The organism is Streptomyces sp. UNOC14_S4 (genome assembly GCF_020740835.1).
Taxonomy (GTDB): Bacteria; Actinomycetota; Actinomycetes; order Streptomycetales; family Streptomycetaceae; genus Streptomyces.
On sequence record NZ_JAINFC010000012.1, the window covers coordinates 1 to 25805 of the forward strand.

The 25805-nt window shown below is 71.8% G+C and carries 20 protein-coding genes and 1 pseudogene; 3 read left to right on the forward strand and 18 right to left on the reverse strand.

Translation table 11 applies throughout. The features are described 5' to 3' along the window. Nucleotides 1–64: 64 nt before the first annotated feature. Together K6I34_RS02210 and K6I34_RS02215 are read right to left on the reverse strand one after the other, a co-directional pair. A complete protein-coding gene (locus tag K6I34_RS02210) occupies nucleotides 65–1258 on the reverse strand; it encodes an AAA family ATPase (RefSeq protein WP_229322277.1) in 1194 nt (397 codons plus the stop codon). A 24-nt stretch (nucleotides 1259–1282) separates the two neighbouring features. Next, complete coding sequence (locus tag K6I34_RS02215; protein ID WP_229322278.1) at nucleotides 1283–1690, reverse strand: cell division protein SepF; 408 nt, start codon at nucleotides 1688–1690, stop codon at nucleotides 1283–1285. Between the two features lie 292 nt (nucleotides 1691–1982). Between K6I34_RS02215 and K6I34_RS02220 the strand changes: the two genes are divergently transcribed. Both K6I34_RS02220 and K6I34_RS02225 read left to right on the forward strand, forming a co-directional pair. Then, nucleotides 1983–2813 carry an alpha/beta hydrolase gene (locus tag K6I34_RS02220; protein ID WP_229322279.1) on the forward strand — a complete coding sequence of 277 codons (831 nt, stop codon included), beginning with the start codon at nucleotides 1983–1985 and terminating at the stop codon, nucleotides 2811–2813. A gap of 93 nt (nucleotides 2814–2906) precedes the next feature. Further along, the gene (locus K6I34_RS02225; RefSeq protein ID WP_229322280.1) at nucleotides 2907–3959 is read left to right on the forward strand and encodes an ABC transporter permease; all 1053 of its coding nucleotides are present in this window, start codon (nucleotides 2907–2909) and stop codon (nucleotides 3957–3959) included. 18 nt (nucleotides 3960–3977) lie between these two features. Here the strand turns inward: K6I34_RS02225 and K6I34_RS02230 are convergent, their stop codons facing one another. The 11 genes and pseudogenes from K6I34_RS02230 to K6I34_RS02280 form a co-directional block, all read right to left on the reverse strand. After that, nucleotides 3978–5045, reverse strand: a complete 1068-nt coding sequence (locus tag K6I34_RS02230) for a 2-oxoacid:ferredoxin oxidoreductase subunit beta (RefSeq protein WP_374230775.1) — start codon at nucleotides 5043–5045, stop codon at nucleotides 3978–3980. After that, nucleotides 5042–6957 (reverse strand): annotated as a pseudogene (locus tag K6I34_RS02235) (2-oxoacid:acceptor oxidoreductase subunit alpha). Before K6I34_RS02235 ends, K6I34_RS02230 begins: the two are co-directional and overlap by 4 nt. A gap of 50 nt (nucleotides 6958–7007) precedes the next feature. Next, nucleotides 7008–8438, reverse strand: coding sequence for an amino acid permease (locus tag K6I34_RS02240; RefSeq protein ID WP_229322281.1), 1431 nt, complete (start codon nucleotides 8436–8438; stop codon nucleotides 7008–7010). 37 nt (nucleotides 8439–8475) lie between these two features. Further along, a complete protein-coding gene (locus K6I34_RS02245; protein WP_229322282.1) occupies nucleotides 8476–9117 on the reverse strand; it encodes a DsbA family oxidoreductase in 642 nt (213 codons plus the stop codon). Nucleotides 9118–9149: 32 nt separating this feature from the next. After that, entirely contained in the window at nucleotides 9150–10430 is a 1281-nt protein-coding gene (locus K6I34_RS02250; protein WP_229322283.1) for a flavin-dependent oxidoreductase, read from the reverse strand. Next, entirely contained in the window at nucleotides 10427–11533 is a 1107-nt protein-coding gene (locus tag K6I34_RS02255) for a monodechloroaminopyrrolnitrin synthase PrnB family protein (protein ID WP_229322284.1), read from the reverse strand. Before K6I34_RS02255 ends, K6I34_RS02250 begins: the two co-directional genes overlap by 4 nt. 149 nt (nucleotides 11534–11682) lie before the next feature. Next, entirely contained in the window at nucleotides 11683–13017 is a 1335-nt protein-coding gene (locus K6I34_RS02260; RefSeq protein ID WP_229322285.1) for a polyketide synthase, read from the reverse strand. A gap of 246 nt (nucleotides 13018–13263) precedes the next feature. After that, nucleotides 13264–14181, reverse strand: coding sequence for an SDR family oxidoreductase (locus K6I34_RS02265; RefSeq protein ID WP_229322286.1), 918 nt, complete (start codon nucleotides 14179–14181; stop codon nucleotides 13264–13266). Between the two features lie 115 nt (nucleotides 14182–14296). Continuing rightward, on the reverse strand, nucleotides 14297–15718 hold the full coding sequence (locus K6I34_RS02270; RefSeq protein WP_229322303.1) for an MFS transporter: 1422 nt from the start codon (nucleotides 15716–15718) through the stop codon (nucleotides 14297–14299). Nucleotides 15719–15723: 5 nt separating this feature from the next. Then, nucleotides 15724–17226: a 4-hydroxyphenylacetate 3-hydroxylase family protein gene (locus K6I34_RS02275; RefSeq protein WP_229322287.1), complete on the reverse strand. Its 1503-nt coding sequence runs from the start codon at nucleotides 17224–17226 to the stop codon at nucleotides 15724–15726. Between the two features lie 98 nt (nucleotides 17227–17324). Then, entirely contained in the window at nucleotides 17325–18584 is a 1260-nt protein-coding gene (locus tag K6I34_RS02280) for a flavin-dependent oxidoreductase (RefSeq protein ID WP_229322288.1), read from the reverse strand. A gap of 243 nt (nucleotides 18585–18827) precedes the next feature. On the opposite strand from K6I34_RS02280, the gene K6I34_RS02285 reads away from it, so the two are divergent. Further along, nucleotides 18828–19805 carry an AraC family transcriptional regulator gene (locus K6I34_RS02285; protein ID WP_229322289.1) on the forward strand — a complete coding sequence of 326 codons (978 nt, stop codon included), beginning with the start codon at nucleotides 18828–18830 and terminating at the stop codon, nucleotides 19803–19805. Between the two features lie 27 nt (nucleotides 19806–19832). Here the strand turns inward: K6I34_RS02285 and K6I34_RS02290 are convergent, their stop codons facing one another. From K6I34_RS02290 to K6I34_RS02310, 5 genes are all read right to left on the reverse strand, one after another. Then, entirely contained in the window at nucleotides 19833–20915 is a 1083-nt protein-coding gene (locus K6I34_RS02290) for a polyphosphate polymerase domain-containing protein (protein WP_308293952.1), read from the reverse strand. Beyond that, a complete protein-coding gene (locus K6I34_RS02295; protein WP_229322290.1) occupies nucleotides 20912–21640 on the reverse strand; it encodes a DUF4956 domain-containing protein in 729 nt (242 codons plus the stop codon). The genes K6I34_RS02290 and K6I34_RS02295 overlap by 4 nt, the downstream gene beginning before the upstream one ends. Before the next feature lie 140 nt (nucleotides 21641–21780). Then, nucleotides 21781–23508 (reverse strand): DNA polymerase/3'-5' exonuclease PolX, encoded by a 1728-nt coding sequence (gene polX / locus K6I34_RS02300; protein ID WP_229322291.1) that lies wholly within the window; start codon nucleotides 23506–23508, stop codon nucleotides 21781–21783. 93 nt (nucleotides 23509–23601) lie between these two features. Next, on the reverse strand, nucleotides 23602–24126 hold the full coding sequence (locus tag K6I34_RS02305) for a MarR family winged helix-turn-helix transcriptional regulator (RefSeq protein WP_275126955.1): 525 nt from the start codon (nucleotides 24124–24126) through the stop codon (nucleotides 23602–23604). Beyond that, nucleotides 24053–25681 carry an MFS transporter gene (locus K6I34_RS02310; RefSeq protein ID WP_229322292.1) on the reverse strand — a complete coding sequence of 543 codons (1629 nt, stop codon included), beginning with the start codon at nucleotides 25679–25681 and terminating at the stop codon, nucleotides 24053–24055. Before K6I34_RS02310 ends, K6I34_RS02305 begins: the two co-directional genes overlap by 74 nt. Between the last annotated feature and the right edge of the window lie 124 nt (nucleotides 25682–25805).

A 25805-nucleotide genomic window follows, 5' to 3' on the forward strand; every position in this document is an offset into this window, starting at 1 on the left:
GGTTGGGCGTGACGCCCTCGATCAGCTTCCGCGTGTACATCTCGGTGGTGGCCGCGCCTCTTATCTACAGATCTACCATCGTCGCCGTCACCGCCTCCTCCCCCGCCTCCCTTAACTCCTCCGCCACCTTGCTCACGTCTCCCTGCACCGTCCCCACCAGCCGCACATGCCCCAGCTCGCACATCCGCGCGGCCAGCGTCAGGAGCTCGCGGACCTGCCGCGGGTCCAGGCAGCGGTCGAAACCGTCGGCCAGCACCGTGAGGGCCTGCCGGGCGGGCAGCACCTCGGCGACCGGATCCATGTCGAGCACGCCGGGCCCGGTCATGAGCACCAGGCACAGCGCCAGATAGCGCAGTTCCCCGTCGCCCAGCCGCTCCAGGGGTGTGGGCACGCCCGCCTTCCGGCCGAGCACGCCCCGCACGAAGCCGCCGTCCAGTCCTTGCACGGACAGCGCGTCCACCGAGCCCCGGCAGCCCGCCCCGACGGCGGCGACGAGCGCCGTGTGCCGGGTGGCGCATTCGTTGCGGGTACGCCCGAGCACGGCGGCCACGTTGTCGCAGGAACTCCGCAGCAGACCGTCGCGCGCGGCGACCGGACTGCGCATCAGCTCCGGCCGTGGGTCGCAGGCGAACGCCGAGCGGAGGGCCACCACTACCTGCTCCGCGGCGTCGAGGACCAGGCGCTGGCCCGCCGTCTTGCCCGCGACGCGCAGCGGCAACAGGGCGGTGCCCAGCCGGTCGTCGGGCAGCGGGGCGCGGGTGACGGGCACCGTGCCCGCCGTGTGCCAGGCGGCCTCGACCGTGCGGAGCCCGGGATCACGCAGCGCGGTGGAGAGCAGCGTCCTCCCCGAGCAGGTCAGCCGTTCCCCGACGACGCGGACCTCGGGTTCCGCCTGGACCGCCACGTCCAACTGGACCGGCCCCACCGGGCCGTCGACGGTGCAGCCGATACGGAAACCGCGCCGCCCCTGGGCGTCCGGCCTCGCCTGGTGCGGTACGCAGGCGGGGCCTCCCCCGGCCACGGAGGCCAGGGCGCCGTCGAGGCTGTCGCCGCCCGCGAGGCGCGCCAGCGCCTCGTACGCCTGGAGGGCACTGGACTTGCCGCTGCCGCTCGCACCGCGGAAGAGTGTCAGCGGGCCGAGGCGGAAGACGGCGTTGCGGTGGGACTTGAAGGCGGAGAGCCGGAGTTCGGTCACCACGGGACGCTGAACGGGGGCGACGAGGGCAGGGGCGACCGGTCGGGCACGGTGAGTGTCCATGCCCGGACCGTACGTGCCGGCCGGTCAGCCAAACCGTTTCAGCTGATCGTTCTTCCTACGATCGGGGTATCCCGACGCCACCTCGGTGCCCTCGGGCGCGAGGAGGAAGACATTGGTGTCGACCCGGTGCATTCCACTGCCCAGGCCGAAGACGACACCGCTGGAGAAGTCGAGGATGCGCTTCGCGACATCGGTGTCGGCGCTGGTCAGATCCAGCAGCACCGGAATGCGTGCCATCAGGTGCTCGGCGACCTCGCGGGCGTCCGCGAAGACCTGGACGCGGAGGACGACGAGCTGGCGCCGGTCGGGCTGCGTCTCCTCCTCGGGAAGCGCGCGGTGATTGGGCCAGGAAGGCCAGGAGTGGTGGCCTCGGAGAGGGACGACCTCGGCGAGGCCCTCCCATTGCTCGTCGGTGGCCTCGGACCTTCTCACCGGGCCCCTCCGGGAAACGTGCTGGCTATGAACATCCCGCAATCCTAGGGACAGGGAGTCGGGGTCCGTCCGAATGACACGCGTGGGGGCTTCCGTCATACGGGGTGCGCTCCGCTGTCGGGTGGTATGGGGGTGCGGGTTTTGGACATTCGTTCAGGCTAGCAGCACCGTTCTGACTACCCGTCGGGTGAGGCGTCGCCGGTCCAGAAGGTGCGTCCCTGGACATGGACCTGGACCATCGGGGCTTCTACGCTGACGCAGTCCCCGAGCCCTGGACGGACGGTCCGCAGCCATGTCCGACACCCCTGCACACAGTGCCCCTGCACACAGGAAGCTCTCCGACTTCGCCGCCGAGGAGGAGCGCCGGGTGCTGAGCCTCCGGCCGGTCCTCGCGCCCGAGCACCACGCGTACGGCGAACACCCCGACCAGGTGTACGACCTATGGCCCGCCGGGAACCCTGACGCGCCTTTGGTCGTCCTGCTGCACGGCGGGTACTGGCGGTACGACCGGACGCACCTGACGCCGTTCGCCGCGCACCTGGCGCAGAACGGGTTCACGACGGTGCTGCCGGGGTTCCGCCGGATGGGCGGGGCGGGCGGCTGCCCCGAGACGTTCGACGACATCGCGCTGCTGGTGGACACCGTCCCGGCGGGCCGCCCGTACGTACTGGCCGGGCACTGCTCGGGCGGTCACCTGGCCCTGTGGGCCGCCGCGCGCGGGCTGCTGCCCGGGAACTCGCCCTGGTTCACCGCCGCGGGCCTGCCCACGGCCGTGCTGGCCCTCGCCCCGATCACCGACCTGGCCGGGACGATCCGCGAGCGCCTCAGCAACGACGCGGGCCTCGAACTGATCGGCCCCGCCGAGCGCGTCGGCTCGCTGCTGCCGCTGGTGGACCCGCTGACGATGCTCCGCGGCAGGGGCACGACGGGCGTGCCGACCGTCGTCCTGTACGGCGAGGCGGACGAGGAGCTGCCGCACGAGCAGTTCACCGCATACGCGGCCGTGCACACCGACGCGGAACTCGTCGCCCTGCCGGGTGCCGGGCACTACACGCTGATCGAGCCCGGTTCCGAGGCGAGCGTGTCGGTGGTCGGGACACTCGCCCGTATGACGGCGGCCTGAGCCGGACCGCTCTCCTCACCACGTTTCCACCGCTCCCCAACACTTCCGCGCGCATGGAGGTTTTCACCCGCTTTATCCACTTATGGTGAGCGCATGGGTGAGGAGAACAGAACGGACGGCGGGCGCTGGGCGGTGTTCCGGCGGTCGCCGTTCTTTCCGGCTGTCGTGCTCGCGGTGCTCGTGGCCGCGGCCGCCGGGCTCTTCGCCGGGTCGTACACGTACTGCATGGCCAACCCCACGCCTCGCAGCATTCCCACCGCCGTGACCGGTGTCCCCGCCCCCGATGTACAGCGGGCCCGGTTCGTGGAGGGGATGGAGCAGGCACTGGGGGCCTCGCTCGTACTGCACCACTACGCCACGTACCGGGAGGCCCGGGACGCGGTGGAGGAGCAGCGGGTGTTCGCGATCCTGGAGCGACGGCCGGAGGGGCGTGCCGCGCTGTCCGTGTCGGGCGCTTCGGGTGCCTCGGTCGCGCAGTTGCTGACGGAGACGGCGCCCCGGGTGGGCGCGGCCATCGGGGAGCCGGTGACGGTGACGGACATCAAGCCGCTGCAGAAGGGCGACCCGCGGGGGCTCGCGCTGTTCTACGTCTCGCTCGCCGCGTCGGTGGTCGGCTTCATCGGCGCGATCCAGCTGAGCGTGCACGCGGCCGCGCTGAACCCGGGCGAGCGCATCCTCTTCACCCTGGCGCAGTCGGCGCTGGGCGGCTTCGCGATCGCCGCGATCGTGGACTGGGGCCTGGGCGCGCTGCGGCTGCCGTTCGCGGAGTCGTGCCTGATCCTGGGGCTGACGATGTTCGCGTCGGGGATGGTCTTCACGATGTTCAACGCGCTGGTAGGACGCTGGGCGATGCTGCCGACGTGGAGCCTGCTGGTGCTGCTGGGGAATCCGTCCTCCGGCGGAGCGGTGTCCTGGCCGCTGCTGCCGTCTCTGCTGGGCACGGTGGGCAGGTGGCTGCCGCCGGGGGCCTCGGTCAACGCCCACCACACGGCCGTCTATTTCGGCGGCCACCAGCACGTCTTCCCGTTCGCGGTGCTCGCGGCGTGGGCGGTCGGGTGCAGCGCCGTCTTCTGGACCTGGCGCCACCGGCACCCGGGCGGACGGGAGCGGGAGGTCGGCGGGGGCGTCACCCTCCCCAAAGGGTGACGCCCCCGCCGGTCGGCTCTACGCGGTGACCGTCCAGGTGTCCCTGCCGTGCAGGAGGGCGTCCAGGTCCGGCTCGCCCCCGGCGCGCGCCCGGGTGATCTGGTCGCGCACCTGGTCGTCGTAGACCGGGCGGGACACCGAGCGGAAGACACCCGTCACGGTGTGGGCGCGGTCCTGGCCGCCGAGGCGGGACAGGGCGAAGGCGTAGGCCGGGTCGGGGTCGCCCGCGTCGTGGACGACCAGCGCGTCCTCGCCGGCCTCGGCCACGGGCCGTACGGCGAGGCGGCCGTGGGCGTCGCGGACCACGCCGAGCTCGCCGTCCGCGCCGAAGCGGATCGGCTCGCCGTGCCGCAGCCCGATGATGTGCCGCTCGCGCACGCCCGGTTCCTTGAGCGCGTCGAAGGCGCCCTCGTTGAAGATCGGGCAGTTCTGGTAGATCTCCACGAGCGCGGTCCCCCGGTGCTCGGCCGCGGCGCGCAGGACCTCGGTGAGGCCCTTGCGGTCGGAGTCGAGGGCGCGGGCCACGAAGGTCGCCTCGGCGCCGAGGGCGAGGGAGACGGGGTTGAAGGGCGTGTCGAGGGAGCCCATCGGGGTGGACTTGGTGACCTTGCCGACCTCGGAGGTCGGCGAGTACTGCCCCTTCGTCAGCCCGTAGATCTGGTTGTTGAACAGCAGGATCTTCAGGTTGACGTTGCGGCGCAGCGTATGGATGAGGTGGTTGCCGCCGATGGACAGGGCGTCGCCGTCACCGGTGACGACCCACACGGACAGGTCCTCGCGCGCGGTCGCCAGGCCGGTGGCGATGGCCGGGGCGCGGCCGTGGATGGAGTGCATCCCGTAGGTGTCCATGTAGTACGGGAAGCGGGAGGAGCAGCCGATGCCGGAGACGAAGACGACATTCTCCTTGGCCAGCCCGAGCTGGGGCATGAAGGACTGCACGGCGGCGAGGACGGCGTAGTCGCCGCAGCCGGGGCACCAGCGCACCTCCTGGTCGGACTTGAAGTCCTTGGCCGTCTGCGGGCCGGTGGCGGCGGGCACGCCGTCGAGGCCGCCGCGCGCGGGCATGCCGAGGTCGATCGCTGTCATGCTTCCAGTCCTCCGATGACATCGGTCAGTACGCCCTGGAGTTCCTCCGCCGTGAAGGGCAGGCCGGTGACCTTGGTGTGGCCGACGACGTCCACGAGGTACTTGGCCCTCAGCAGCATCGCGAGCTGGCCGAGGTTCATCTCGGGCACGACGACGCGGTCGTAGGCCGCGAGGACCCGCCCAGGTTCTCCGGGAAGGGGTTGAGGTGGCGCAGGTGGGCCTGGGCGATCCGGCCCCCCGCCGCGCGGACCCGGCGGCGGGCGGCGCCGATGGGGCCGTAGGTGGAGCCCCAGCCGAGCACCAGGACGCGGGCGTCGCCGTCGGGGTCGTCCACGGCGAGGCGGGGCACGTCGACGCCGTCGACCTTGGCCTGCCGCAGGCGGACCATCTTCTCGTGGTTGTCCGGGTCGTAGGAGATCGCGCCGGTGCGGTCGGCCTTCTCCAGTCCGCCGATGCGGTGTTCGAGACCGGGGGTGCCGGGCACGGCCCAGGGCCGGGCGAGGGTCTCCGGGTCGCGGAGGTAGGGCCAGAACGCGCCGGAGCCGTCCGTGGCATTGGGTCCGGTGGCGAACTCGACGCGCAGGTCGGGGAGGGAGGCGGAGTCGGGGATCAGCCAGGGTTCCGAGCCGTTGGCGATGGCGCCGTCGGACAGCAGCATCACGGGCGTGCGGTAGGTCAGGGCGATCCGGGCGGCCTCCAGGACGGTGTCGAAGGCGTCCGACGGCGAACGGGGGGCCACGACCGGCAGGGGCGACTCGCCGTTGCGGCCGTACATCGCCTGGAGCAGGTCGGCCTGTTCGGTCTTCGTGGGCAGGCCGGTGGACGGGCCGCCGCGCTGCACGTCGATGATCAGCAGCGGGAGCTCGGTCATCACGGCGAGGCCGATGGTCTCCGACTTCAGGGCGACGCCGGGGCCGGAGGTGGTGGTCACGCCGAGCGCGCCGCCGAACGAGGCGCCGAGCGCCGCGCCGATGCCCGCGATCTCGTCCTCGGCCTGCACGGTGGCGATGCCGAACGCCTTGTGCCTGGCGAGCTCGTGCAGGATGTCGGAGGCGGGCGTGATCGGGTAGGTGCCGAGCAGCACCGGCAGTCCGGAGCGCCGCCCGGCGGCGACGATGCCGTAGGCGAGCGCGGTGTTGCCGGTGATCTGGCGGTACGTGCCGGCGGGCAGCCCGGCCGCGGCGACCTTGTAGGTGACCGCGAAGGACTCGGTGGTCTCGCCGTAGTTCCAGCCGGCGCGGAAGGCGAGGATGTTGGCCTCGGCGAGCTCGGGGCGCCTGGCGAACTTCTCCCGCAGGAAGCGCTCGGTGCCCGCGGTGGGCCGGTGGTACATCCAGGACAGCAGGCCGAGGGCGAACATGTTCTTCGCCCGCTCGGCGTCCTTCTTCGCGAGCCCGGTCTCCTCCAGCGCGCCCTTGGTGAGGGTGGCCATGGCGACCTTGTGCAGGCGGTAGGCGTCCAGCGAGCCGTCCTCCAGCGGGTCGGCCGCGTAACCGACCTTGGCCAGGCTGCGCTTGGTGAACTCGTCGGTGTTGACGATGAGCGTCCCGCCCGCGGGGAGGTCGCCGAGGTTGGCCTTCAGGGCGGCGGGGTTCATGGCGACGAGGACGTCCGGCCGGTCGCCCGGGGTGAGGATGTCGTGGTCGGCGAAGTGCAGCTGGAAGCTGGAGACGCCGGGGAGGGTGCCCTGGGGAGCACGGATCTCGGCCGGGAAGTTGGGGAACGTCGCCAGGTCGTTGCCGAACTCGGCGGCCTCGGAGGTGAACCGGTCGCCGGTGAGCTGCATGCCGTCGCCGGAGTCCCCGGCGAATCGGATCACGACGCGGTCCAGGGTGCGGACGTCGCCGCCGCCGGTGTCGGTGTCGGATACGGGCGTGGCCGCGGGGGCGCCCACGTCGGTGTCGTGGCTCATGTGAAGGTCGTTCTCTCTTGCTGGACGTGCGGGAAGGACAGGTGGTTCGGCTAGCGGGAGGGCGTCAGTTCCCGCGAGGGGGTGGCGGATTCGGGTCCGGCGGCGCGCCGCCTGCGGCGTACGAGGCCGTAGGAGGCGGTGACGAGCAGCAGGAACGGCACGCCGAAGAGCAGGGCGTCGGCGAACCGCTCGGTGAAGGCCATGGTCACCATCACCGCGACGACCATCAGCATGGCGAGGGCCGTGGTCACCGGCGTACCGGGCAGCCGGATCGGCGAGGGGCCGAGCTCCTGGGCGCGGCGGCTGCGGCGGAACGCCCACTGCGTGGCGAAGATCAGCAGCCAGGTGACGAGCGCCCCGAAGGTCGCGATGCCGACCAGCAGCGCGAAGGCGGACTCCGGCGCGGTCACGGACAGCACGGTGGCCAGGGTGAGGCCGACGGCGGAGAACAGCAGCGCGTTGCCGGGCGCGCCCTGGGAGTTGAGCCGGGCGAGGCGGCGGGGCGCGTAGCCGTCCCGGGCGAGCGAGTGCACCATGCGGGCGCTCACGTAGAGGTTGGTGTTCATGGCGGAGAGCGCGGCGGTGAGGATCACGAAGTTCATCACGGTGACGGCGCCGGGGATCCCGGCCGTGCTGAACAGCCGGACGAAGGGGCTGCCGGCCGCGGAGCCGTCACCGTCGCCCGTGAGCGGGACGACGGTGACCACGACGGCCATCGCGAGCAGGTAGAACAGGGCGAGCCTGAGCACCATGCCGCGGGCGGCGCGGGGGATGTCGCGCAGCGGGTCGCGGGACTCGGCGGCGGTGAGCGCCACGGCCTCGGTGCCCATGTAGCCGAAGGTCACCACGGTCATGGCGAGCCACAGGCCGGTGAGGCCGCCGGGCGCGAAGCCGCCGTGCTCCGTCCACGCGCCGAGGCCGACGGGCTCGCGGCCGGGCAGTCCGACGGTGATGCAGGCGAGGCCGAGCAGGACGAACACCACGATCGTGACGACCTTGATCATCGCGAACCAGTACTCGAACTCGCCGAAGAACCGCACCGAGGCCGCGTTGACGAGCAGCATCGCGAGGGAGAAGAACACGACGGGCACCCACAGCGGGAGTTCCGGCCACCAGAAGCGGACGTACATGCCCGCGGCGGTGACCTCGCTGCCGATGTTGACCACTTGGGCCACCCAGTACATCCAGCGCTGGACGAAGCCCGCCCAGGGCCCGAGGTAGGTGTGTGCGATGGCGCCGAAGCCCCCGGCCCGGGGGTGCACCACGGTCATCTCCGCGAGGGCGTAGGCGAGGGCGAGCGCGAGGACCGCCCCGGCCGCGTACGCGAGGATCACCGATGGCCCGGCCATGGACATGGCCAGCCCGGAGCCCAGGAAGAGCCCGGTGCCGATGGCGCCGCCGAGCCCGATCATGCGGACGTGGCGGCCGCTGAGGGCCGTGCGCAGGCCGGGACTGCCGTCCGTGCCGCCGTTGCCGTTCAAACCGTTTCCCCCTTGTGTTGCGTGCGCGCCCGGTCGGTCAGGCGCGGTCGGCGGCCTGCCGGAGTGCTCGCAGGAAGGTCGCCTCGTCCTGTGCGCCCACGAGCGTGGTGCCGTCGCCGAGGACGAAGGCGGGCACGGTCGCCACCTGTTCGCGCGCCGCGGCGACGGCGGCCCTGACCTCGGCGAGCTCCTCGTCGGAGGCGAGGTACGCGGCGGCCTCCGCGCCGTCCATCCCGGCGCGCACGGCGCGGTCGACGAGCAGCTCCGGGTCGGACACGTCGCCGTTCTCGGTGAAGTAGGCGGCGAAGAGCAGTTCCTCCAGCCGGGAGCGGACCGCGGCGCCGTGGCGGCGCCCGGCGAGCCACAGCAGCCGGTGGGCCCGGAGGGTGTCGACGGCGTAGCCGCTCGCGTTGCGGAAGGTGATGCCGAGCGCCTTGCCCGCCTCGGTGACCTCCTCGCTCATGGCCGTGGCCTTGGCGGTGCCGTACTTCCCGGCCAGCCATTCGAGCATGGGCATGGCGTGCTCGGGGTGTTCGCCGTCGATCTGGTACGGGTGGGGCACGAGCTCGACGCGGTCCGCGCCGAAGGCCGCGACGGCCTTCTCCAGGTTGCGCTTGCCGATGTAGCACCAGGGGCAGGAGATGTCGGAGTAGACGTCGATTCTGATGCGGTCCCCCATACGGGAACTCACGGGATGACTCACGGGGTGGCTCACGCGCTGACCTTCACCACTCGGGCCCGGCGGTCCGGGCGCTGGTTCACGGTGTCGGTGTCGAAGGCACCGACCTGGGCGTACCGGGCCGAGATCTCCTTGAGCTCGGCCTCGCTCATCACGTCGTGGATGGAGGCGAAGCCGTCGGGGGCCCGCTCGTGGGCGATGTTGATGACGATCTCGGGGCCCATCTGCCGGTTCTTCGCCTGCAGTTGGGTCATCGCCGGGCGGCGGCGCTCCTCGTAGGCCGCGAGCGCCTCCTCGGGGTCCGCGTGCCGGGCCAGGCACTGGGCGAACACCCGGGCGTCCACGATGGACTGGGTGGCGCCGTTGGAGCCCATCGGGTACATCGCGTGCGCGGCGTCGCCGAGGAGGGTGACGCGGCCGGCGGTCCAGAAGGGCAGCGGGTCGCGGTCCACCATGGGGTACTCGAAGGCCGTGTCGGCGGTGCTGACCAGGCCGGGGAGGTCCAGCCAGTCGAAGCCCCAGTCCGCGAAGTGCGGGAGGAACTCCTCGGGGCGGACCTCGCGGTTCCAGTCGGCGCGGTCGGGCACCTCGCCGCTGTCGGCCCGGCGGGCCACGGCCCAGTTCATCAGGACCGGCTCGTCGGGCGTGGCGCCCATGGTCATCGGGTAGACGACGCCGCGGCGGCGGTCGTCCCCGGCGATGATCATCGTCCGGCCGTTGAGGAAGGGCTTGGCCCAGGTCGCGCCGCGCCAGACGACGAGCCCGTTCCAGCGGGGCGGGGCGGCGTCCGGGTGGAGGGCGGCCCGCACCGCGGAGTGGATCCCGTCGGCGCCGAGCAGGACGTCGGCCTCCGTCTCGGAGGTGGCCCCGGTGGAGGGGTGGGCGACGGACACCCGGAGCCGTCCGGCGGGCATCGACGTAAAGCCGGTGACCCGGGTGTCCGTCACGATCGAGTCCGGTCCGAGCCGCTTGCGCACAGCGTCGGCCAGCACCATCTGGAGCCGTCCGCGGTGGATGGAGAGCTGGGGCCAGTTGTAGCCCGCGCCGAGACCGCGCGGCTCGTTCCAGATGAGGCTGCCGAACCGGTTGTAGTACGACAGCTCGCCCGTGCGCACCGAGACGGCGGCGAGGTCCTCGTAGACCCCCAGCTCGTCCAGTTCGCGCACGGCGTTGGGGAGGATGTTGAGGCCGACGCCCAGGGGACGGATCTCCCGGACCGTCTCGGCGACGGTGATGTCGGTGAAACCTTCGGCGTGCAGGCTGAGGGCGGCGGCGAGGCCGCCGATGCCCGCTCCGGCGATCAGGATCTTCACGAGGCGGCCTTCCTCTCCTCGGCGGTGCCACGGGTCAGGTTGGCGTTGTCGCGGGTCAGGTCGAGGATCTGCTTGAGCAGCTCGACGCTGGCGCCGCCGCTGCCGACCGGGAAGAGCCGCAGGTCCTCCTGGTAGGCCTTGCGGGCGATGCCCAGGTGCCGCCCCCGGAAGACCATGATCACGCGCAGCAGGCGGAGCAGGGCCTCCGCGCTCTCCACGAGGTGGGGCTCGGAGCGCTCGGTCTCGGCGGGGTCGGCGCCGAACGCGGCCACGAGCCGGGTCACGAGCGAGGGGCCGTGCAGCCAGGAGTCGTAGAGCTCGCGCCAGCGGGGCAGGCTGTAGGGGATCGAGTGGGCCAGGAACTCCTGGTACTCGGGCCTGCTGTGGTCGGAGGCCCAGACGGACAGGTCGATCAGCCACAGTGGCACCTGGGCGGCGGCGGGGCCCAGGTAGGTCTCGCCGCCGATGGTGACGTTCTCGTAGTACGGGCGCAGGATGCGCGCGAAGAAGGCCGGGCCGACCTCCTTCACCACCATGTCGATGGATTCGACCATCGCGCCCATCAGGTCGGTGAGTTCGTCGAGGACGACGGCGAACTTCTGCTCCGCGGGGTCGGTCCGGGACAGCATGTCGCACAGTTCGAGGCCCTGGCGCAGCTGCGGGAAGACCATGCGCACGGATTCCTGGAGGACGTACTCCTGGGGGTCGCCGGTGTACGTGCGCTGCCGCTCGTCGGTGGGGTTCCAGGTGGTGTAGTGGTGCACGGTGTCCCGGGGGATCATGCCGGTGCGGCGGCCGAGCTCCTGGAGCACGGGGACGACCTCGGGGACGACGGCCGCGGGCTCGGTGTCGTGGCGCTTGAGGGAGCCGAGCAGCATGCCCAGGTCGCGCATCGCGGCGAGGCACTCGTCGGTGGAGTAGAGGGCCACCGCGTCGAGGCCGGGCGTCAGAGCGCGGAGCATGGCGGTCAGCTCGGCCACGGCGGCGCGGGAGTTGAGCTCGGGGAGGCGGCTGAGCGGCCCGTCCGCGAGGAGTGGGTCCAGGGCTCTGACTTTTTCTGTCTGCAGAGGGTTGCCGTGGTCCATGAAGAGGTCAGAAGTCATGAATTGTCTCCAGAAAGTGGGCATGACGCCGCCCGCGGCGGTGTGGGGAAGGCGGACGGACCTGCACTGCGGCGGCGGCAGGTGCCGGGCGCCCGGCGTCAGCGGTGGAAGAGCAGAGCGGCAGCGGTGGGCGGGGCGGCGCGGTCCGGTTAGTGGCGGTGGCCGGTGCCGGGCGTCCGCGGGGCCTGTGCGAGGACGAGGTGGACGTTGGTGGACGAGATGCTCTGTCCGTTGACGGCCGCGATCACGGGGCGCCCGTCCTGCGAGGGCAGGGGCTGCGACCGGGTAGGGACGACCAGGGGCAGCGCGTCCCAGTCGACGGCGGGGTGCGGCGTGGTGAAGTGGAGGCTGGGCGGCACGGTGCCGTGTTCGAGGGCGAGCACGGTCTTGATGACCCCGCCGACGCCCGCGGCGGCCTCGGTGTGGCCGATGTTGGTCTTGAGCGAGCCGACGAGGCAGGGGTGGCCCGCGGGCCTGCCCTCGCCCAGCACGTCGGTGAGCGCGCCGAGTTCGACGGGGTCGATGCGGGTGCCGGTGCCGTGGGCCTCGACGTACGCGACCTCGCCTGGGACGACCCCGGCGTCCTCGTAGGCCCAGCGCATGGCGGCGGCCTGGCCCTCCCGCGAGGGGTCGGTCAGGCGGTCCTTGGCGCGGCCGTCGTTGCTGACGGCGCTGCCGAGGATCACGGCCCGGACGCGGTCGCCGTCGGCGAGCGCCCGGTCCAGCGGCTTGAGGACGACGACGCCCGCGCCGTCGGAGCGGACGAAGCCGTCGGCGGTCGCGTCGCCGAACTTGCAGCGGCCGTCCGTGGAGAGCGCGCCCGCCCGGGAGAGCATGACGTTCGCCGCGGGGCCGAGGACGAGGCTGACGCCGCCGGCGAGTGCCATGTCGGCCTCGCCGCCGCGCAGGCTGCGCACGGCCAGGTGCAGGGCGACGAGGGAGGACGCCTGCGCGGTGTCGACGGTGACGCTGGGGCCGCGCAGGTCGAAGGCGTACGAGAGCCGCCCGGCCAGCAGGCCGCGCTGGTGACTGCCGCTGAAGGAGTCGAGGTCCAGGGTGTCGAGGCCGCGGTCGCGGAGGGCGTCCCAGTGGTCGGAGTGCGACTGGCCGACGAACACGGCGGTGCGGCTGCCCGCGTGGCGCCCGGGCGGGAGCCCGGTGTCACGGAGCGCGGCGCGGGCGGTCAGCAGGAGCAGCCGCTGCTGCGGGTCCATGTCCGCGATCTCGCGGGGCTCCACACCGAACTCCTCGGCCGGGAAGGCGTCCGGCCCGATGGCCTCGGCGAGCCCGTCGAGGAAGCCGCCGCGGCGGCTGGTGCTCTTCCCGGGCGTGCCCGGGTCCGGTGCGTGGAACTCCTCGGTGTCGTACCGCGATTCCGGGATGTCGCCGATGGCGTCCACGCCGTCGGCGAGGAGCTCCCAGAGCTCGTCGGTCCCCCATGCGCCCGGATAGGCGCAGCCCATGCCGATGACGGCGACAGGCATTCGTGTGTCAGGCCCGTGGCGGTGCTGCCCGGTCATCCTGCTTCCCCCCGTTGGTGCTTCGTCCGGGGTGTGCCGCGGTGGTCGCGGCACACCCCGTCCGTCGTGCTGAGCGCTCTGCCGGAAGTCCGGCGAGTCGTCCGCGGGTGCGTCGTGGCTTGCCCTGCCCACGCGGCGGAGCCGCATGACGCGGCGGCCCCGCGCCCCCTCGGGGCGCTGCCGGACCGCGCCGGGCTTCCCCGGGCCCGCTCAGTCGTTCTTCTTGGCCCAGATGTGCCAGGGCTGAGCGGATATCCACTCGCCGATCGGCGTCAGACGGATGCCGAGCCGCTGCTCGGTGGCCTTCGGGTCGGCGGCGAAGAGCTCCGGCTCCCGGCCCTCGGCGGCCCAGCGGTAGATGCCCGCGACACCCGCGGCGGCGTCGGCGCCGACGACCTGGCCGAGGCCCGCCTCGAACTCCGCCGGGTCCAGGGCGAGGTAGGTCACCTCGCGGCCCAGGGCCCTGGCGAAGGCGGCGGCGAGCTCTGGGCCGGTGACGGCCTCGGCGCCGCCGATCTCCAGGGTCTCGCCCTCCAGGCCCTCGGCGCCGAGCGCGGCGACGACGGCGGCGGCGAGGTCGGTGTGGGACAGCCAGGCCACGCGCCGGCCGGCGGGCAGCGGGTAGGCCAGCACACCGTCGTCGACCAGCGCGGGGCCGTTCCAGGGGCTGAACAGGTTGTCCAGGTAGACCGGCGGGCGGACGACGACCAGCGGCACGCCGCTGTCGCGCAGGATGCCCTCGACAGCGCGGCGCGTCTCGAAGGAGGCGTACGGCGTCTTCTCGCCCGGCAGCGGGGTGTTGACGTTGTACACCAGGCGGCGGACACCGGCGGCCACGGCGGCCTCGGCGACGTTCCGGGCGTAGGTCTCGACGGTCTCCTGGTCGTAGACCAGGGGCATGACCAGGGCGGCATGGGTGATGCCCTCGAAGGCCGCGCGGACGGCGGCGGCGTCGGCCAGGTCGCCCTGGACCATCGTGACGCCGCCTGTGGCCTTGTCCGCCCCGACCTCGCGGCGGGCGAAGCCGCGCACCGCGTGGCCCTGCTCCGCCAGGAGGCGGGCGACCGCGCCGCCCTGGAATCCGCTGGCCCCGAATACCAGGTACCGGTGCCCGTTCGTGTCAGTCATCGTGGGTGTTTCCTCGCAGAGAATATGCGTTGTACATGCGTTGTACAGACGGATCCGAGCCTGTCAGCCGTGCCGCGGCCGCTTCAATTAGCAGCCGGGCGGAGGTACTTAACAATCAGCCAGAGGCGCCTTCGGCGACGCTTTCGACGGCGGGCGCGGGCGGCACGGCCGCGGGTGTGCGCAGGGTCAGGCTCAGGAGCGCGGCCACGGCGGATATCGCGGCGGCGACCAGGAAGGCCGCCTGGAAACCCGACGTCAGCGCCACGGGGCCGTCGGACGTGCCCGTACGGGCCGAGGCCACCGCCGTCAGCACCGCCAGCCCGAGCACGGAGCCGATCTGCTGGCTGGTGTTGATGAGCCCGGACGCCAGGCCGACCTCGTCCGTGCCCGCGTCCATGGTCGCCGCCACATTGGTGGTGACCGCGGCCAGGGGCAGGCCCACGCCGAGGACGATGCTGGGCGCGAGGACGTCGTCGGTGAAGGAGCCGTGCGCGGAGAGCGCCGACAGCCAGGCGAGGCCCGCGGCGATGAGCACGAAGCCCGCGGCCATCACCGTCCGCAGCCCGAACCGGCCGATGAACCGGTCCGTCGCCCCCGCGACCACCACGACGACCAGCGACAGCGGCAGCAGCCCCAGCCCCCCGGCCACCGGCTCGAAGCCGAGCACCGCCTGCATATACAGGCTGACCAGGAAGAACATCGGGAACAGCGCCATCTGCGCGAGCCCGCCGAGCACATTGGCCAGGCGCAGCGTGGGCCGCCCGAGCACCTTCAGCGGCACGAGCGGCTGAGCGACGCGCGACTCGATCACGGCGAAGGCCACGAGCAGGAGCACGGCGAGGGCCGCCGGGACCAGCGTGGTGGCCGCGGTCCAGCCCGCCTCCCCCGCGTTGACCAGGGCGTAGGCGAGAAGCCCCAGGCCACCGGTGACGGTGAGGGCGCCGCTGATGTCGAAGCCGCGCCCGCCGCCCTCCTCCCGCGCCTCCGGCAGCACGCGCCAGGTGCAGGCGATGAGCACGACGCCGACGACGACGTTCAGCGCGAAGGTGGAGCGCCAGCCGAGCCAGCTGGTGAGCACGCCGCCCAGCACCGTGCCCGCCGCGCCGCCCGCGCCGGCCATCGCGGCGAAGATGCCCAGCGCCTTGTGGCGTTCGGGCCCGTCGGCGAAGAGCGTGAGCAGCAGGGCGAAGGCGGAGGCCGCGGCGAGCGCGGCGCCCACGCCCTGCACGGCGCGGGCCGTGATCAGCCAGGCCGCGCCGTCGGCGAGGGCTCCGGCGAGCGAGGCCGGCACCAGGACGGCGAGGCCCGCCGCGAACAGCTTCCTGCGGCCGAACAGATCGGCAGCGCGGCCGCTGAAGAGCAGCAGGCCGCCGAAGGTGATCAGGTAGGCGTTCGCCACCCAGGACAGGCCGCTGGGCGAGATGCCGAGCTCGGCGCCGATCGACGGCACGGCGACGTTGATGATCGCCGTGTCGAGGATCAGCAGGAACTGGGTACAGGCGAGCAGCGCGAGCGCGAGCCGGCGGTGGGATGCCATGGACGTCACGCGGCGAACCCTGCGGGCTCGTCGGCGAGTTCGTACCCGTCGAGGCAGGACTGGGCGAGGCGCTCACAGAGGTCCGGGCTGCCGTCGCGGACCATGGACGGCAGGTAGATGTGCGGGGCGCCGTGGTAGAAGCGCTCGTACTGCTCGTGGCGCCCGGCGAACTCGGAGCCGAGGGCGTCCCAGGCGAGCTTGAAGAGCTTGACGCGCTTCTCCGGGCCGGCGCCGGGCGAGCGAACGTACTTGGCGACCAGGTCGCCGATCACGGGGTGGCGGAGGTCGAGGCCGGAGGCCGGGAGCTGGATGAGCCCGCCGCCCGCGAGCGTCTTGATCTCCTGGAGGACCTTGGGGTAGACGTCGGCGGCCATGAAGCGGTGCGCCGAGGCGATCTCCTTGTTGATCTGCACGGCGCCGTCGCCGCCGGGCACGGCCTCGTAGGAGGCCTCGGCGGCCAGCAGCATGGACTTGGCCATGTTCAGCCAGCCCATGAGGCGGCCGATCTGGATCTGCACGGGCGGCAGTTCGTAGGTGCCGTTGGCCTTGGCGATGAGGATGCCGAGGCCGACGAGGAACTCCAGCTTGGTCCAGAAGCGGGTGGCCGCCTGGTGGACGAAGTTCCAGTACGCGGGGGTCACCCACCACTGCTTGAAGGATGCCTCGACGTCGCGGTAGACGAGCACGTTCTCCCACGGGACGAAGACGTCCTCGCAGATGAGCATGGAGTCGTTCTCGTCGAAGCGCGAGGACAGCGGGTTGTCGAAGACGGTGCGCGCGGCGGCCTCGTAGGAGGTACGCGAGATGAACTTCAGGCCCGGGGTGTCCAGCGGGATGGAGAAGCTGAGCGCGTAGTCGGCGTCCTTGGCCGGGAGGGGCTCGATGGTGCCGACGATGATCTCGTTGCCGAAGATGGCCGCGGTGCCGATCATCTTCGCGCCGCGCACGACGATGCCGCCGTCGAGCTCCTTGACGACCCTGATGTAGAGGTCGTCGCGCTCCTGCTCGGAGGCGGCCTTGGTACGGTCCGCCTGCGGGTTGGCGAGGGTGAACGACTGGTAGAGGTCGCCCTGGGACATGCGGCGGTAGTAGGCGTCGAGGTTGGCGGTGCCGTCGAACTCCGCGCCCGCGAAGACGCCGGGCAGGGCGGCGAAGCCGGCGATGCCGGAGGCCATGTAGTCGGGAGAGCGGCCGAGGAAGCCGTAGCTGGCCTCCGACCAGGTCTTGAACGCCTTGCGGCGGGCGACCAGATCCTCGTGACTGCGCGGGATCGCGTAGGCCCGATGGATCCGGGCGTCCGCCCCCTCCGCCCTCTCCGGCCCTTCCGGCCGCACGGTGAGGACGTCGCGGAACGCCGGGTCGTGCGTCATGTCGTACAGACCGGCGATCGAGCGGACCGTGTTGCGGAATGCCGGGTGCGTGGTGACGTCCTTGACGAGTTCACCATCGAGCCAAATTTCGCGTCCGTCACGCAGGGACTCGATGTACTCCTGGCCAGCGCGGGTCATTGTTCTCCTGAAAATGGTTCGGTGTGCCGACGGGAACGTCGCCGTTCCGCGGGAATTCGATGTGGCCGCGGCGCGGCGGCCGGGCGGCGGGTTGGGGGTCAGACGGTCCAGGGCGAGCCGGTACTGGCGGCCACGGGATCGAAGGCACCGATTTCGGCGTGGCGCCGTGCGACATCGGCCAGTTCGGCCGCGGGTATCACATCGCTCGCCCGCCGGAATCCTTCGGGCGCCCGGTCGTACGTCATGTCGATGACGATTTCCGGGCCCATATTGCGATTGGCGAGCTGGAGTTCGGTCATGGCGGGGCGGCGGTGTTCCTCGTACGCGGCGAGCGCGTCCTCGGTATTCCCGCCCGTTGCCAGGCAATAGGCCAGGGCCCGTGCGTCGATGATGGCCTGGGTGGTGCCGCCCGAGCCCATCGGGCACATGGCGTGCGCGGCGTCCCCGAGCAGCGTGGTGTGCCCGAAGGACCAGCGGGGCAACGGTTCCCGGTCGAGCATCGGGTACTCGAATGCCCCGGCCGAGTCCGCGAGCAGTGCGGTGACGTCGAGGAAACCGAGGTCCCAGCCCTCGAAGTGGGGCAGGAACTTCGTCTGCGGCACTGGCCGGTTCCAGTCGCTGCGGTCGCCGTCCGCCCCGCCGTCCACGGGGCGTGAGGCGGCCCAGTTGACGAGGACGCGGCCCTCGGCGTCGGACTCCGATGACATCGTGTACGCGACGACCTTCTGGGTGCCGTCGCCGGTGACCAGCATCGCGTTCCCACCGAGGAACGGAGGCGCCCAGGTGGTGCCCCGCCACACCGTCGAACCCCGCCACGAAGGCGCGCCCTCGTCCGGGTGGAGCGTGGCGCGCACGGCCGAGCGGATGCCGTCGGCACCCACGAGGACATCGGCGCGCTGCGTCGAGGACGAGGCACCGCGACCGTGGTCGAGGGCCGCTTCGAGCCTGCCGTCCGGCAGTTCGGTGAAGCCCGTCAGCCTCGCGTCGGTGACGATGGCGTCCGCGCCGAGACGAGCCCGCACGGCCTCGGCGAGCACCGTGTGGAGACGGCCCCGGTGGAGCGACAACTGGGGCCAGCGGTGGCCGGATCCGGCGCTCCGGTCGTCCCGCCAGATCAGCCCGCCGGTGCGCGCGTAATAGCGGATTTCGTCGGTGCGGGCGGAGACGGTGACGAGTTCGTCGAAAAGCCCGAGCGCGGCCAGCTCACGTACCGCATTGGGCAGCAGATTGACCCCGGCGCCCAGCGGACGCAATTCGGGCGCCGCCTCGACAATACGCACCCTGTCGAATCCGACATGGTGCAGACTCAGCGCGGCCGTGAGCCCGCCGATTCCAGCCCCTGCTATCAGAATTTCCACGGAACCCCCCGTTCCAACTGTTCCGAACATGCCATAGCAGATCCCCGTGCGGTTCCGCGGTTCCGTAGTTCCGCAGCTCCACGGTTCCGCAAAGGGTTGTACGCATGTGGGGATCTTCACCTGTGACCTGCGACTCGCAGTTCGACCCCCCGGCCGATCCGGTGACTATCCCTGCCAAGAAGTCTGGTCGGCCCCTGGTTAGGATTCAACTATCAAGAATCCTGCCGCTTTTAAGGATCGTCCATGAGTCGCGTCGACGACACTTTGAGTGACCTGCTGATGCCGCTCCGTTTGCACAGTGTTTTTCACAGCAGATGGCTTGCCCGTGGACCCTGGGCGATTCAGGGGGAGGACGAGAGCTGCGCGATCATCCATTACATCCTGCGCAACGACTGCTGCGTGAACTTTCCCGGGGATTCCTCGCCCGTGACCCTGCGCGAGGGGGATCTCGCGGTGTTCCCGCACGGCACGGGCCACACCATCGCGGACCGCGCGGTGCCGCTCGCCCCGTCCCTCGACACGGTGCTGCCGGAACGCCGTCCCGGCGCCTCGGGCATCGTCGAGATCGGCACGTCCGGCCCCGAGACCGAGCTGATCTGCGGCAGCCTGCACTACGACGCCGTCAGTAAACCCCCGGTCTACGCGGCCCTCCCCGACGTCATCGTCCTGGAGCGCGACACGCTGGCGAAGGAACCGCTGCTGACGCGCACCCTGGAGAGCCTCACCGCGGAGACGGCCCGGCAGGATCCCGGCAGCCAGCTCATCGTGACCCGTGCCTTCGAGATGGTCTTCGTACTGTCCCTGCGGGTGGCGCTGGAGCAGCTGGCGGAGAGCTCCCCCGACCTGCACGCGCTGCGCCACCCCGGCATCAGCAAGGCCCTTCTGGCGATCTACCGTGAGTACGCGGAGCCCTGGACGATCGACTCCCTCTCCCGGCAGGCCGGGATGTCCCGGTCGGCGTTCACGAAGACCTTCCGCGAGCTGGTGGGCGAGGGACCCGGCCAGCATCTGACGAAGCGCCGGATGCAGAAGGCGGCGACGCTGCTCGCCGAGACCACGGTCCCGCTCACCACGATCCCCGAGCTGGTCGGCTACCAGAGCTCCGTGGGTTTCCATCTGGCGTTCCGCAAGATGTTCGACCTCCCTCCAGGAGAGTTCCGACGACAGGCACAGGATTCCGAGGGCCCCGGCCGCGTACTGGCGGGCGCCGGGCGGCGGTGACCCCCGCCGCGGCCGCGGCCACCACGGCTACGGGACCGCCGTGTCCGGAGCCGCACCCGGCCGGGAGGCCGGAGCCGCACCCGGTTGGGGCGGCTCGCCGAAGGCGCGGGCCGCGGCACGGCGCCAGCGGTTCGCGGGCAGGGACGGACGCAGTGCGGCGAGCCCTCCGCAGTATTTGGTGAAGACGGCGGGGCGCATCCCGCACCCGTGCAGGAGGCGGTCGGCCGCGCCGAGATGACCGGCCGTCTTCACCTCGACCAGGACGAGGGCCGGGTCGCACCGCACGGCCCGGCCCGTCCGCAGATCGGAGCAGACCAGCCCCGCGTCGCACGTGACGCGCTCCCCGTCGGCGACCAGCGTCACGCGCAGATAGCCGGTGCCGAGGGAAGGGGTCAGCCCTTCCGGCGCGTCGATGCCGTACGCGTGACGCAGGGTCCGGGCGAGGAAGGCCCGGCAGTCCGCGTCGGGCCGGGCGCCGCGCCCGGCCCGCGAGATGCCGGGCACAGCCAGCGCGTGGCGGTGCTTCACCGTGTCGCCGCGGCCGCCCTTGAGCTTGATCTCGAACTGCCGCTCGCCGGTGTCCTCGTACACCCGCTCGCGGATCTTGAAGCGAAGACGGCGCCCCTGCCGGTGATCGTGAAAGGACCGCAGGCCCGGTGTGTCGTAGTAGGTGGAGTGATAGCGGAAGGCACGCCGCCCGTCGATCGTCAGGGCCCGGAAGCCTCCTCCGGCGCACCGGGAGTCGGTGAGCTGCTCCGCCAGACGCAGGAAGGTCCGTACCGGCACCAGATAGCTGCGGTCGAAGCGGGCGAGGAGAGCGGAGCGCTCATTGACCTCGCCGAGGGAGATGGGCACAGCAGCGTGGGCGGCGTCGGTGACGGCCTGTCGGGCGTCCGAGCCGACTCGGGGTCCGGGGGCCTGCTGGGCGTCGGTGACGGCCCTGGCTTCGGTGGACCGGTGGACGCCGACGGACCGGCGGACGTCGGTGACGGCCTGACCCCCGACGGACAGGCGGGCGTCGGTGACGGCCTGGACCCCAGCAGATCGGCGGGCGTCGGTGACGGCCGCGCCCGCTGCCCGTCGAGCGAGCGGCACCCGTGCGGCCGTCACGCCGGGCCCCAGGCGGGTGCGGGGCGGCGCGTGGGCTCGGCGGGCGCGGCCGGGCAAGCCGCTTTCGGGTCCAGGGCCCCGAGCAGGAAGCCGGTGTCCACGTCCCGGGAGACGGCCCTGGCCTCCCGGATCTCCCGGGCCTCTCGGGCCTCCGATGTGTCCGGCCCGGATTCGCGGTAGCGCACGTCGACGACCATCAGGTCACGGACGAAGTCCACCTCCATGACCGTCCAGTGGAGCGGCTCGCCCAGTCGGCGGGCCAGGTCGGCGCGCAGCGCGTCGGAGCCGGCGTGCACGGTGTCGATGGTCACGACAGCCCGGCGGGAACGCGCCAGAAGCCGGGGGTTGTCGGCGGCCCAGACGGTCAGGAGCAGCACGGCCGCGAGCCCCGCCCCGACGGGGAGCGGCAGACGCGGCAGCCCGCACACCAGGCCGAGGACGAGCGTGGTGAAGTAGTACGCGACCTCCTCGTGCTGCACGGCGTCCGACCGGAGCCGGACGATCGACAGCACTCCGAAGAGGCCGAAGCCCAGCACCGCCCCGCCACCACCGCCGCCGACTTCGGCGAGGGCGGCGACCACGGTGAACAGGCCGATGTTCAGAGCCAGATAGGCCGGTACGAGGTCGCGGCGCCGGCGCCGCCGCCAGTAAAGGGCGAAGGTCAGCAGGCAGACCGCGACGAGGTCGAGCGCCAGATGAGGGGCGATGTGCCGCAGTGCGTCCATGATTCGATTCCCATCCCTCCGTGTGCCGTTACGACTACAGAGAGTAGGTGCACCAAAATCGAACATGCATGTGCCTGTGGAGAAACAATTCTGCGGCGGCGCGCCCTCCCCAGCCGCCCAGCCACCCCGCACAGTCGCCATCAACTCCCGCGCCCCGCCCGCAAGAAGCGCCGCAGGCGTTGCAGTGGCCAGGCGTTGATGACATCGTCCTTCGTCAGCCAGCCGCGCTGCGCCGTGCCCACGCCGTAGCGCATGTACGGGAGATGGGTGGTGGCGTGCGCGTCGGTGTTCACCGCGAACTTCACCCCGTACCGCTTGGCGCGCAGGATGTCCTCGTCGCCCAGGTCGAGGCGCTCGGGGTGCGCGTTGATCTCCAGGGCCGTTCCGGTCCGCGCGCACGCCTCGAAGACCGCGTCGAAGTCGGCGTCGATTCCCGGGCGTTTGCCGATCAGCCGCGTCGTGGGGTGTCCGATCACGGCCACGTAGGGGTTCTCGCAGGCGCGTACGAGCCGTCGGGTCAGCTCGTCGCGGCTCTGGTTGAAGTGGGAATGCACGGAGGCCACACACAGGTCGAAGTCCGCCAGGAATTCGTCCGGCCAGTCCACTTCCCCGTCCGGCCCGATATTGAGTTCCGTGCCGTGCAGCACCCTCATCCTGCGGTGTTTTCCGTCGAGTTCCCGCACCCGTTTCCGCTGGGCGAGCATCTTCGCGTCGGTCATGCGCTGCATATAAAGGTCGGGGGCGTGGTCGGTGACCGCGTAGTAGGCATAGCCGCGCCGCGCGGCGGCGGTCACCATGTCCTCCAGGGAGGCCAGGCCGTCGGTGAGGTCGGTGTGGGTGTGCAGGTCACCGCGGATGTCGTTCTCCTCCAGCAGCTCGGGGAGTTCACCGCGCAGTGCCGCTGCGATTTCGCCGCGGTCCTCACGGAGCGTCGGCGGGATCCAGGGCAGCCCCAGCCGCTCGTAGATTCCCTCCTCGGTGGCCGACGTGATCTTCCGTCCGCTCTTGGCGTGGAAGAGGCCGTATTCGGAGAGCTTGTACTTGCGGTGAACAGCGATCTCGCGGATGCGGATGTTGTGCGCCTTCGAGCCGGTGAAATAGAGAAGTCCCGCTCCCCAGGCGGACGGCGGCAGCACGCGCAGATCGATCTGCAGTCCCTTCGTATTGCGCACCGAGGTCTTCTTGTGTCCGCTCACGATGGTTTCCGCGATGTCCGGGAGTTCGCGGAACGCCTCCATGAAAGGGGCCGACCGCTCGGCGGCGACGAGGATGTCGATGTCCCCGATCGTCTCGCGCATACGTCGCAGCGACCCGGCGAAGGCGCACCCTTCGCAGCCCTCCACCTGGGACAGCTCGGCGACGATCTGTTCGGCGGTGTCCATCGCGGCGCCGAGCAGGATGCGGTCACCAGCCTTCTGCAGGAGCTCGATGCCGTGGCGGATGTTCGCCTCGGTCTTCTCGCCGAAGCCCTTGAGGTCGCGCAGCCGCCGGTCGTCCAGGGCCTGGAGCAGCTGCGTCACGGAGGAGACACCGAGCTCCTCGTACAGGACCAGGGCCTTCTTCGGCCCGAGGGTGGGAATGGCGATGAGCTCCCGGACCCCGGCGGGGACGGCCGTCCTGGTCTCCTCGATCTCGGAGACGTGACCGGTGCGCAGGTACTCCTCGACCTTCTCGGCGATCGACTTGCCCACGTTGGGGATGTCGCGGAGAGCCTTGGCGTCGAGCCCCGACACGTCGGCCGGGTGCCCGCCGATCGCCCGCGCGGCCTTTTCGTAGGCGCGCACCTTGAAGGCGTCACCGCCGGTGATCGCGACGAGGTCGGCGTACTCCTGGAGCAGCGCCTCGACCTCGGCATTGCGCCGGGCCATGGGTTCAGCGTGCCACCGCCTGCCCATGAGCGCGCGTCCACGGGCGACCGGCCGGGGTACGCGGGTGGTGGACGGCGCCTCTCGGTCAGGGGGTCAGTCGGCGACGTCACCGAGACGTTCGGCGAGCCGGAACAGCGCGGGCAGCGCGGTGCGGACGGCGGCGCGCTCGTCCTCGTCCAGGGTCGCGAGGGCGGCGTCGAGACGGCGCTCGTGGGCCTCCGTCCAGGCATCGAGCTGGGCGCGCCCCCTGTCGGTGAGCGTGACGGCGGAGGCCCGGCGGTCGTCGGGGTCGGTCGTGCGGGCCACGAGTCCGGCCGTCGTCATCTGACCGATGAGCCCGCTGACGGTGCTGGCGGCCAGATGACGGCGCGCGGCGAGGTCGCTCACGCGGGCCGGTGACCGTTCGGCGAGCACCTGAAGCAGTTCGACCTGGGCCATGGGGAGTTGTTCCCACGGATAGTCGGTGCGGATGGACACGCGCAGGGCGCGGCGCAGGCGCGTGACGGCCTCGGTGAGCATGCGGGCGTCGGTCGTCCTGCTCGTGTCACCGGCGTCGGCCGTGGCACCCGTGGCACCCGCGCCGGTCACGTCCGTCGCGGTCATGTCCGTCGCGGTCATGTCCGTCACGTCCATCGCATCCGTCACGTCGGCCATGCCGGTCGTGTCGTCGGTCGTGTCGTCGGTCATGGATTCGCTGGACGGGTGCCCAGGGGTGCAATGCTGCGGCGCGGCCATGGAGGCAGCGTATCCGCCGCCCCTCGCGGGGCCCGGCGGAGGTGACCGTGGGCCCCGCGGAGGCGACCGTGAACAGGGAGACGGCGAGCAGGGTCAGCGCCGCCCAGCGGTCGCCGTGCGCACCGCCGAGGAAGAGGGCCAGGCCGACGAGCGCGACACCGAGCGCGGTGCCGAGGCCGCGGGCCATGTTGACCAGCCCTCCGCCGGTCCCGGACGCGTTCGCCGGGACCGCGCCCATGATCAGCGCGTTGTTGGCGGGGGTGAACAGGCCGAGCCCGAGCCCGAGCAGCGTCAGCGGGAGCACCGGCCAGGGCACGGCCATCGGAAGCACCACCAGGGCGGCCAGGGCCCCGGCGGCCAGCAAGGCTCCGCCCAGGCAGCGGGCCCGGTCGGACAGCCCGCTCGGCAGCACCCTGTCCGCGCCCGTCGCCGCGAGGGCGAAGCCCACAGGCAGCGCGGTGAGCACGAACCCGGCCGTCAGCTCGGACGTCCCGTCCCGTGTGAGGGCGACGGGGACGAGCACCAGGGGGCCGAACAGCGTCAGGTAGCCGCACAGCGCCCCGAACAGCCCGGTGGACACGGCCCGTACGCGCAGCAGCCGCAGGTCGAGCAGCGGGGAGGCGGCCCGGCGCTGCCGTACGACGAACCCGCGGGCCGCCGTCGCGGCGGCGACGGCCAGTACGGCCACCGCCCAGCCGGGCACGTCGAGCCCGGACGCCGTGGAGAGTGCCAGCAGCAAGCCGGACGTCGCGGCGGCGAGCAGGACCAGGCCCGGCCAGTCGAAGTCCCCCACAGGGGTACGGGCACGGGTACGCGGCAGCAGATAGTGCCCGGCGATCAGCGCCGCGAGCCCTATGGGCACATTGATGCCGAACACCCAGCGCCAGCCGACCGTGGACACGAGGGCACCGCCGACCGTGGGCCCGAGGGCCAGCCCGAGCGCCTGGGCGGCGGCCTGCGCGCCAAGACCGGCCCTGGCCTTCCCGCGCGGCGCGGTGGTGGTGACGAGCGCGACGCTGTTGGCCTGCATCAGCGCGGCCCCGGCGGCCTGCGCCACCCGGCAGCCGACCAGCAGCACGAGCGAACCGGCCAGCCCGCAGACCGCGGACGCCGCGGTGAACAGCAGGAATCCGTAGAGGTAGAACAGCTTGCGGCCGTGCGCGTCCGAGAGTCTGCCCGCCGGTATCAGCAGCGCGACCAGTGTCAGCAGATAGGCGAGCGAGACCCATTCGACGGCGGCGAGCGACGCCCCGAAGTCCTCACGCAGGCTCCCGTAGGCCAGCGTCACGATGCTCGCGTCGAGCTGTCCCATGAACGCGCCGAGACACACGGTCGCCACGGCGAGCCGCCAGGCGTACGCCCGTCTCCGCACACACTCGGGCCGAGCCCGCTCCCGGTACAGGAAGCCGAGCGTCTCCGCTTCCACGCGCCCTGTCATACGCCCTCCTGCACTACGGTGGCGCCCTTCACCTCCAGATTACATCGGTGACCGAACTATTCGGAGTCCGACGTTTGTCGCGCACTGCACGTCGAAAGACGAACACGACAGGTGACGAAGCAGC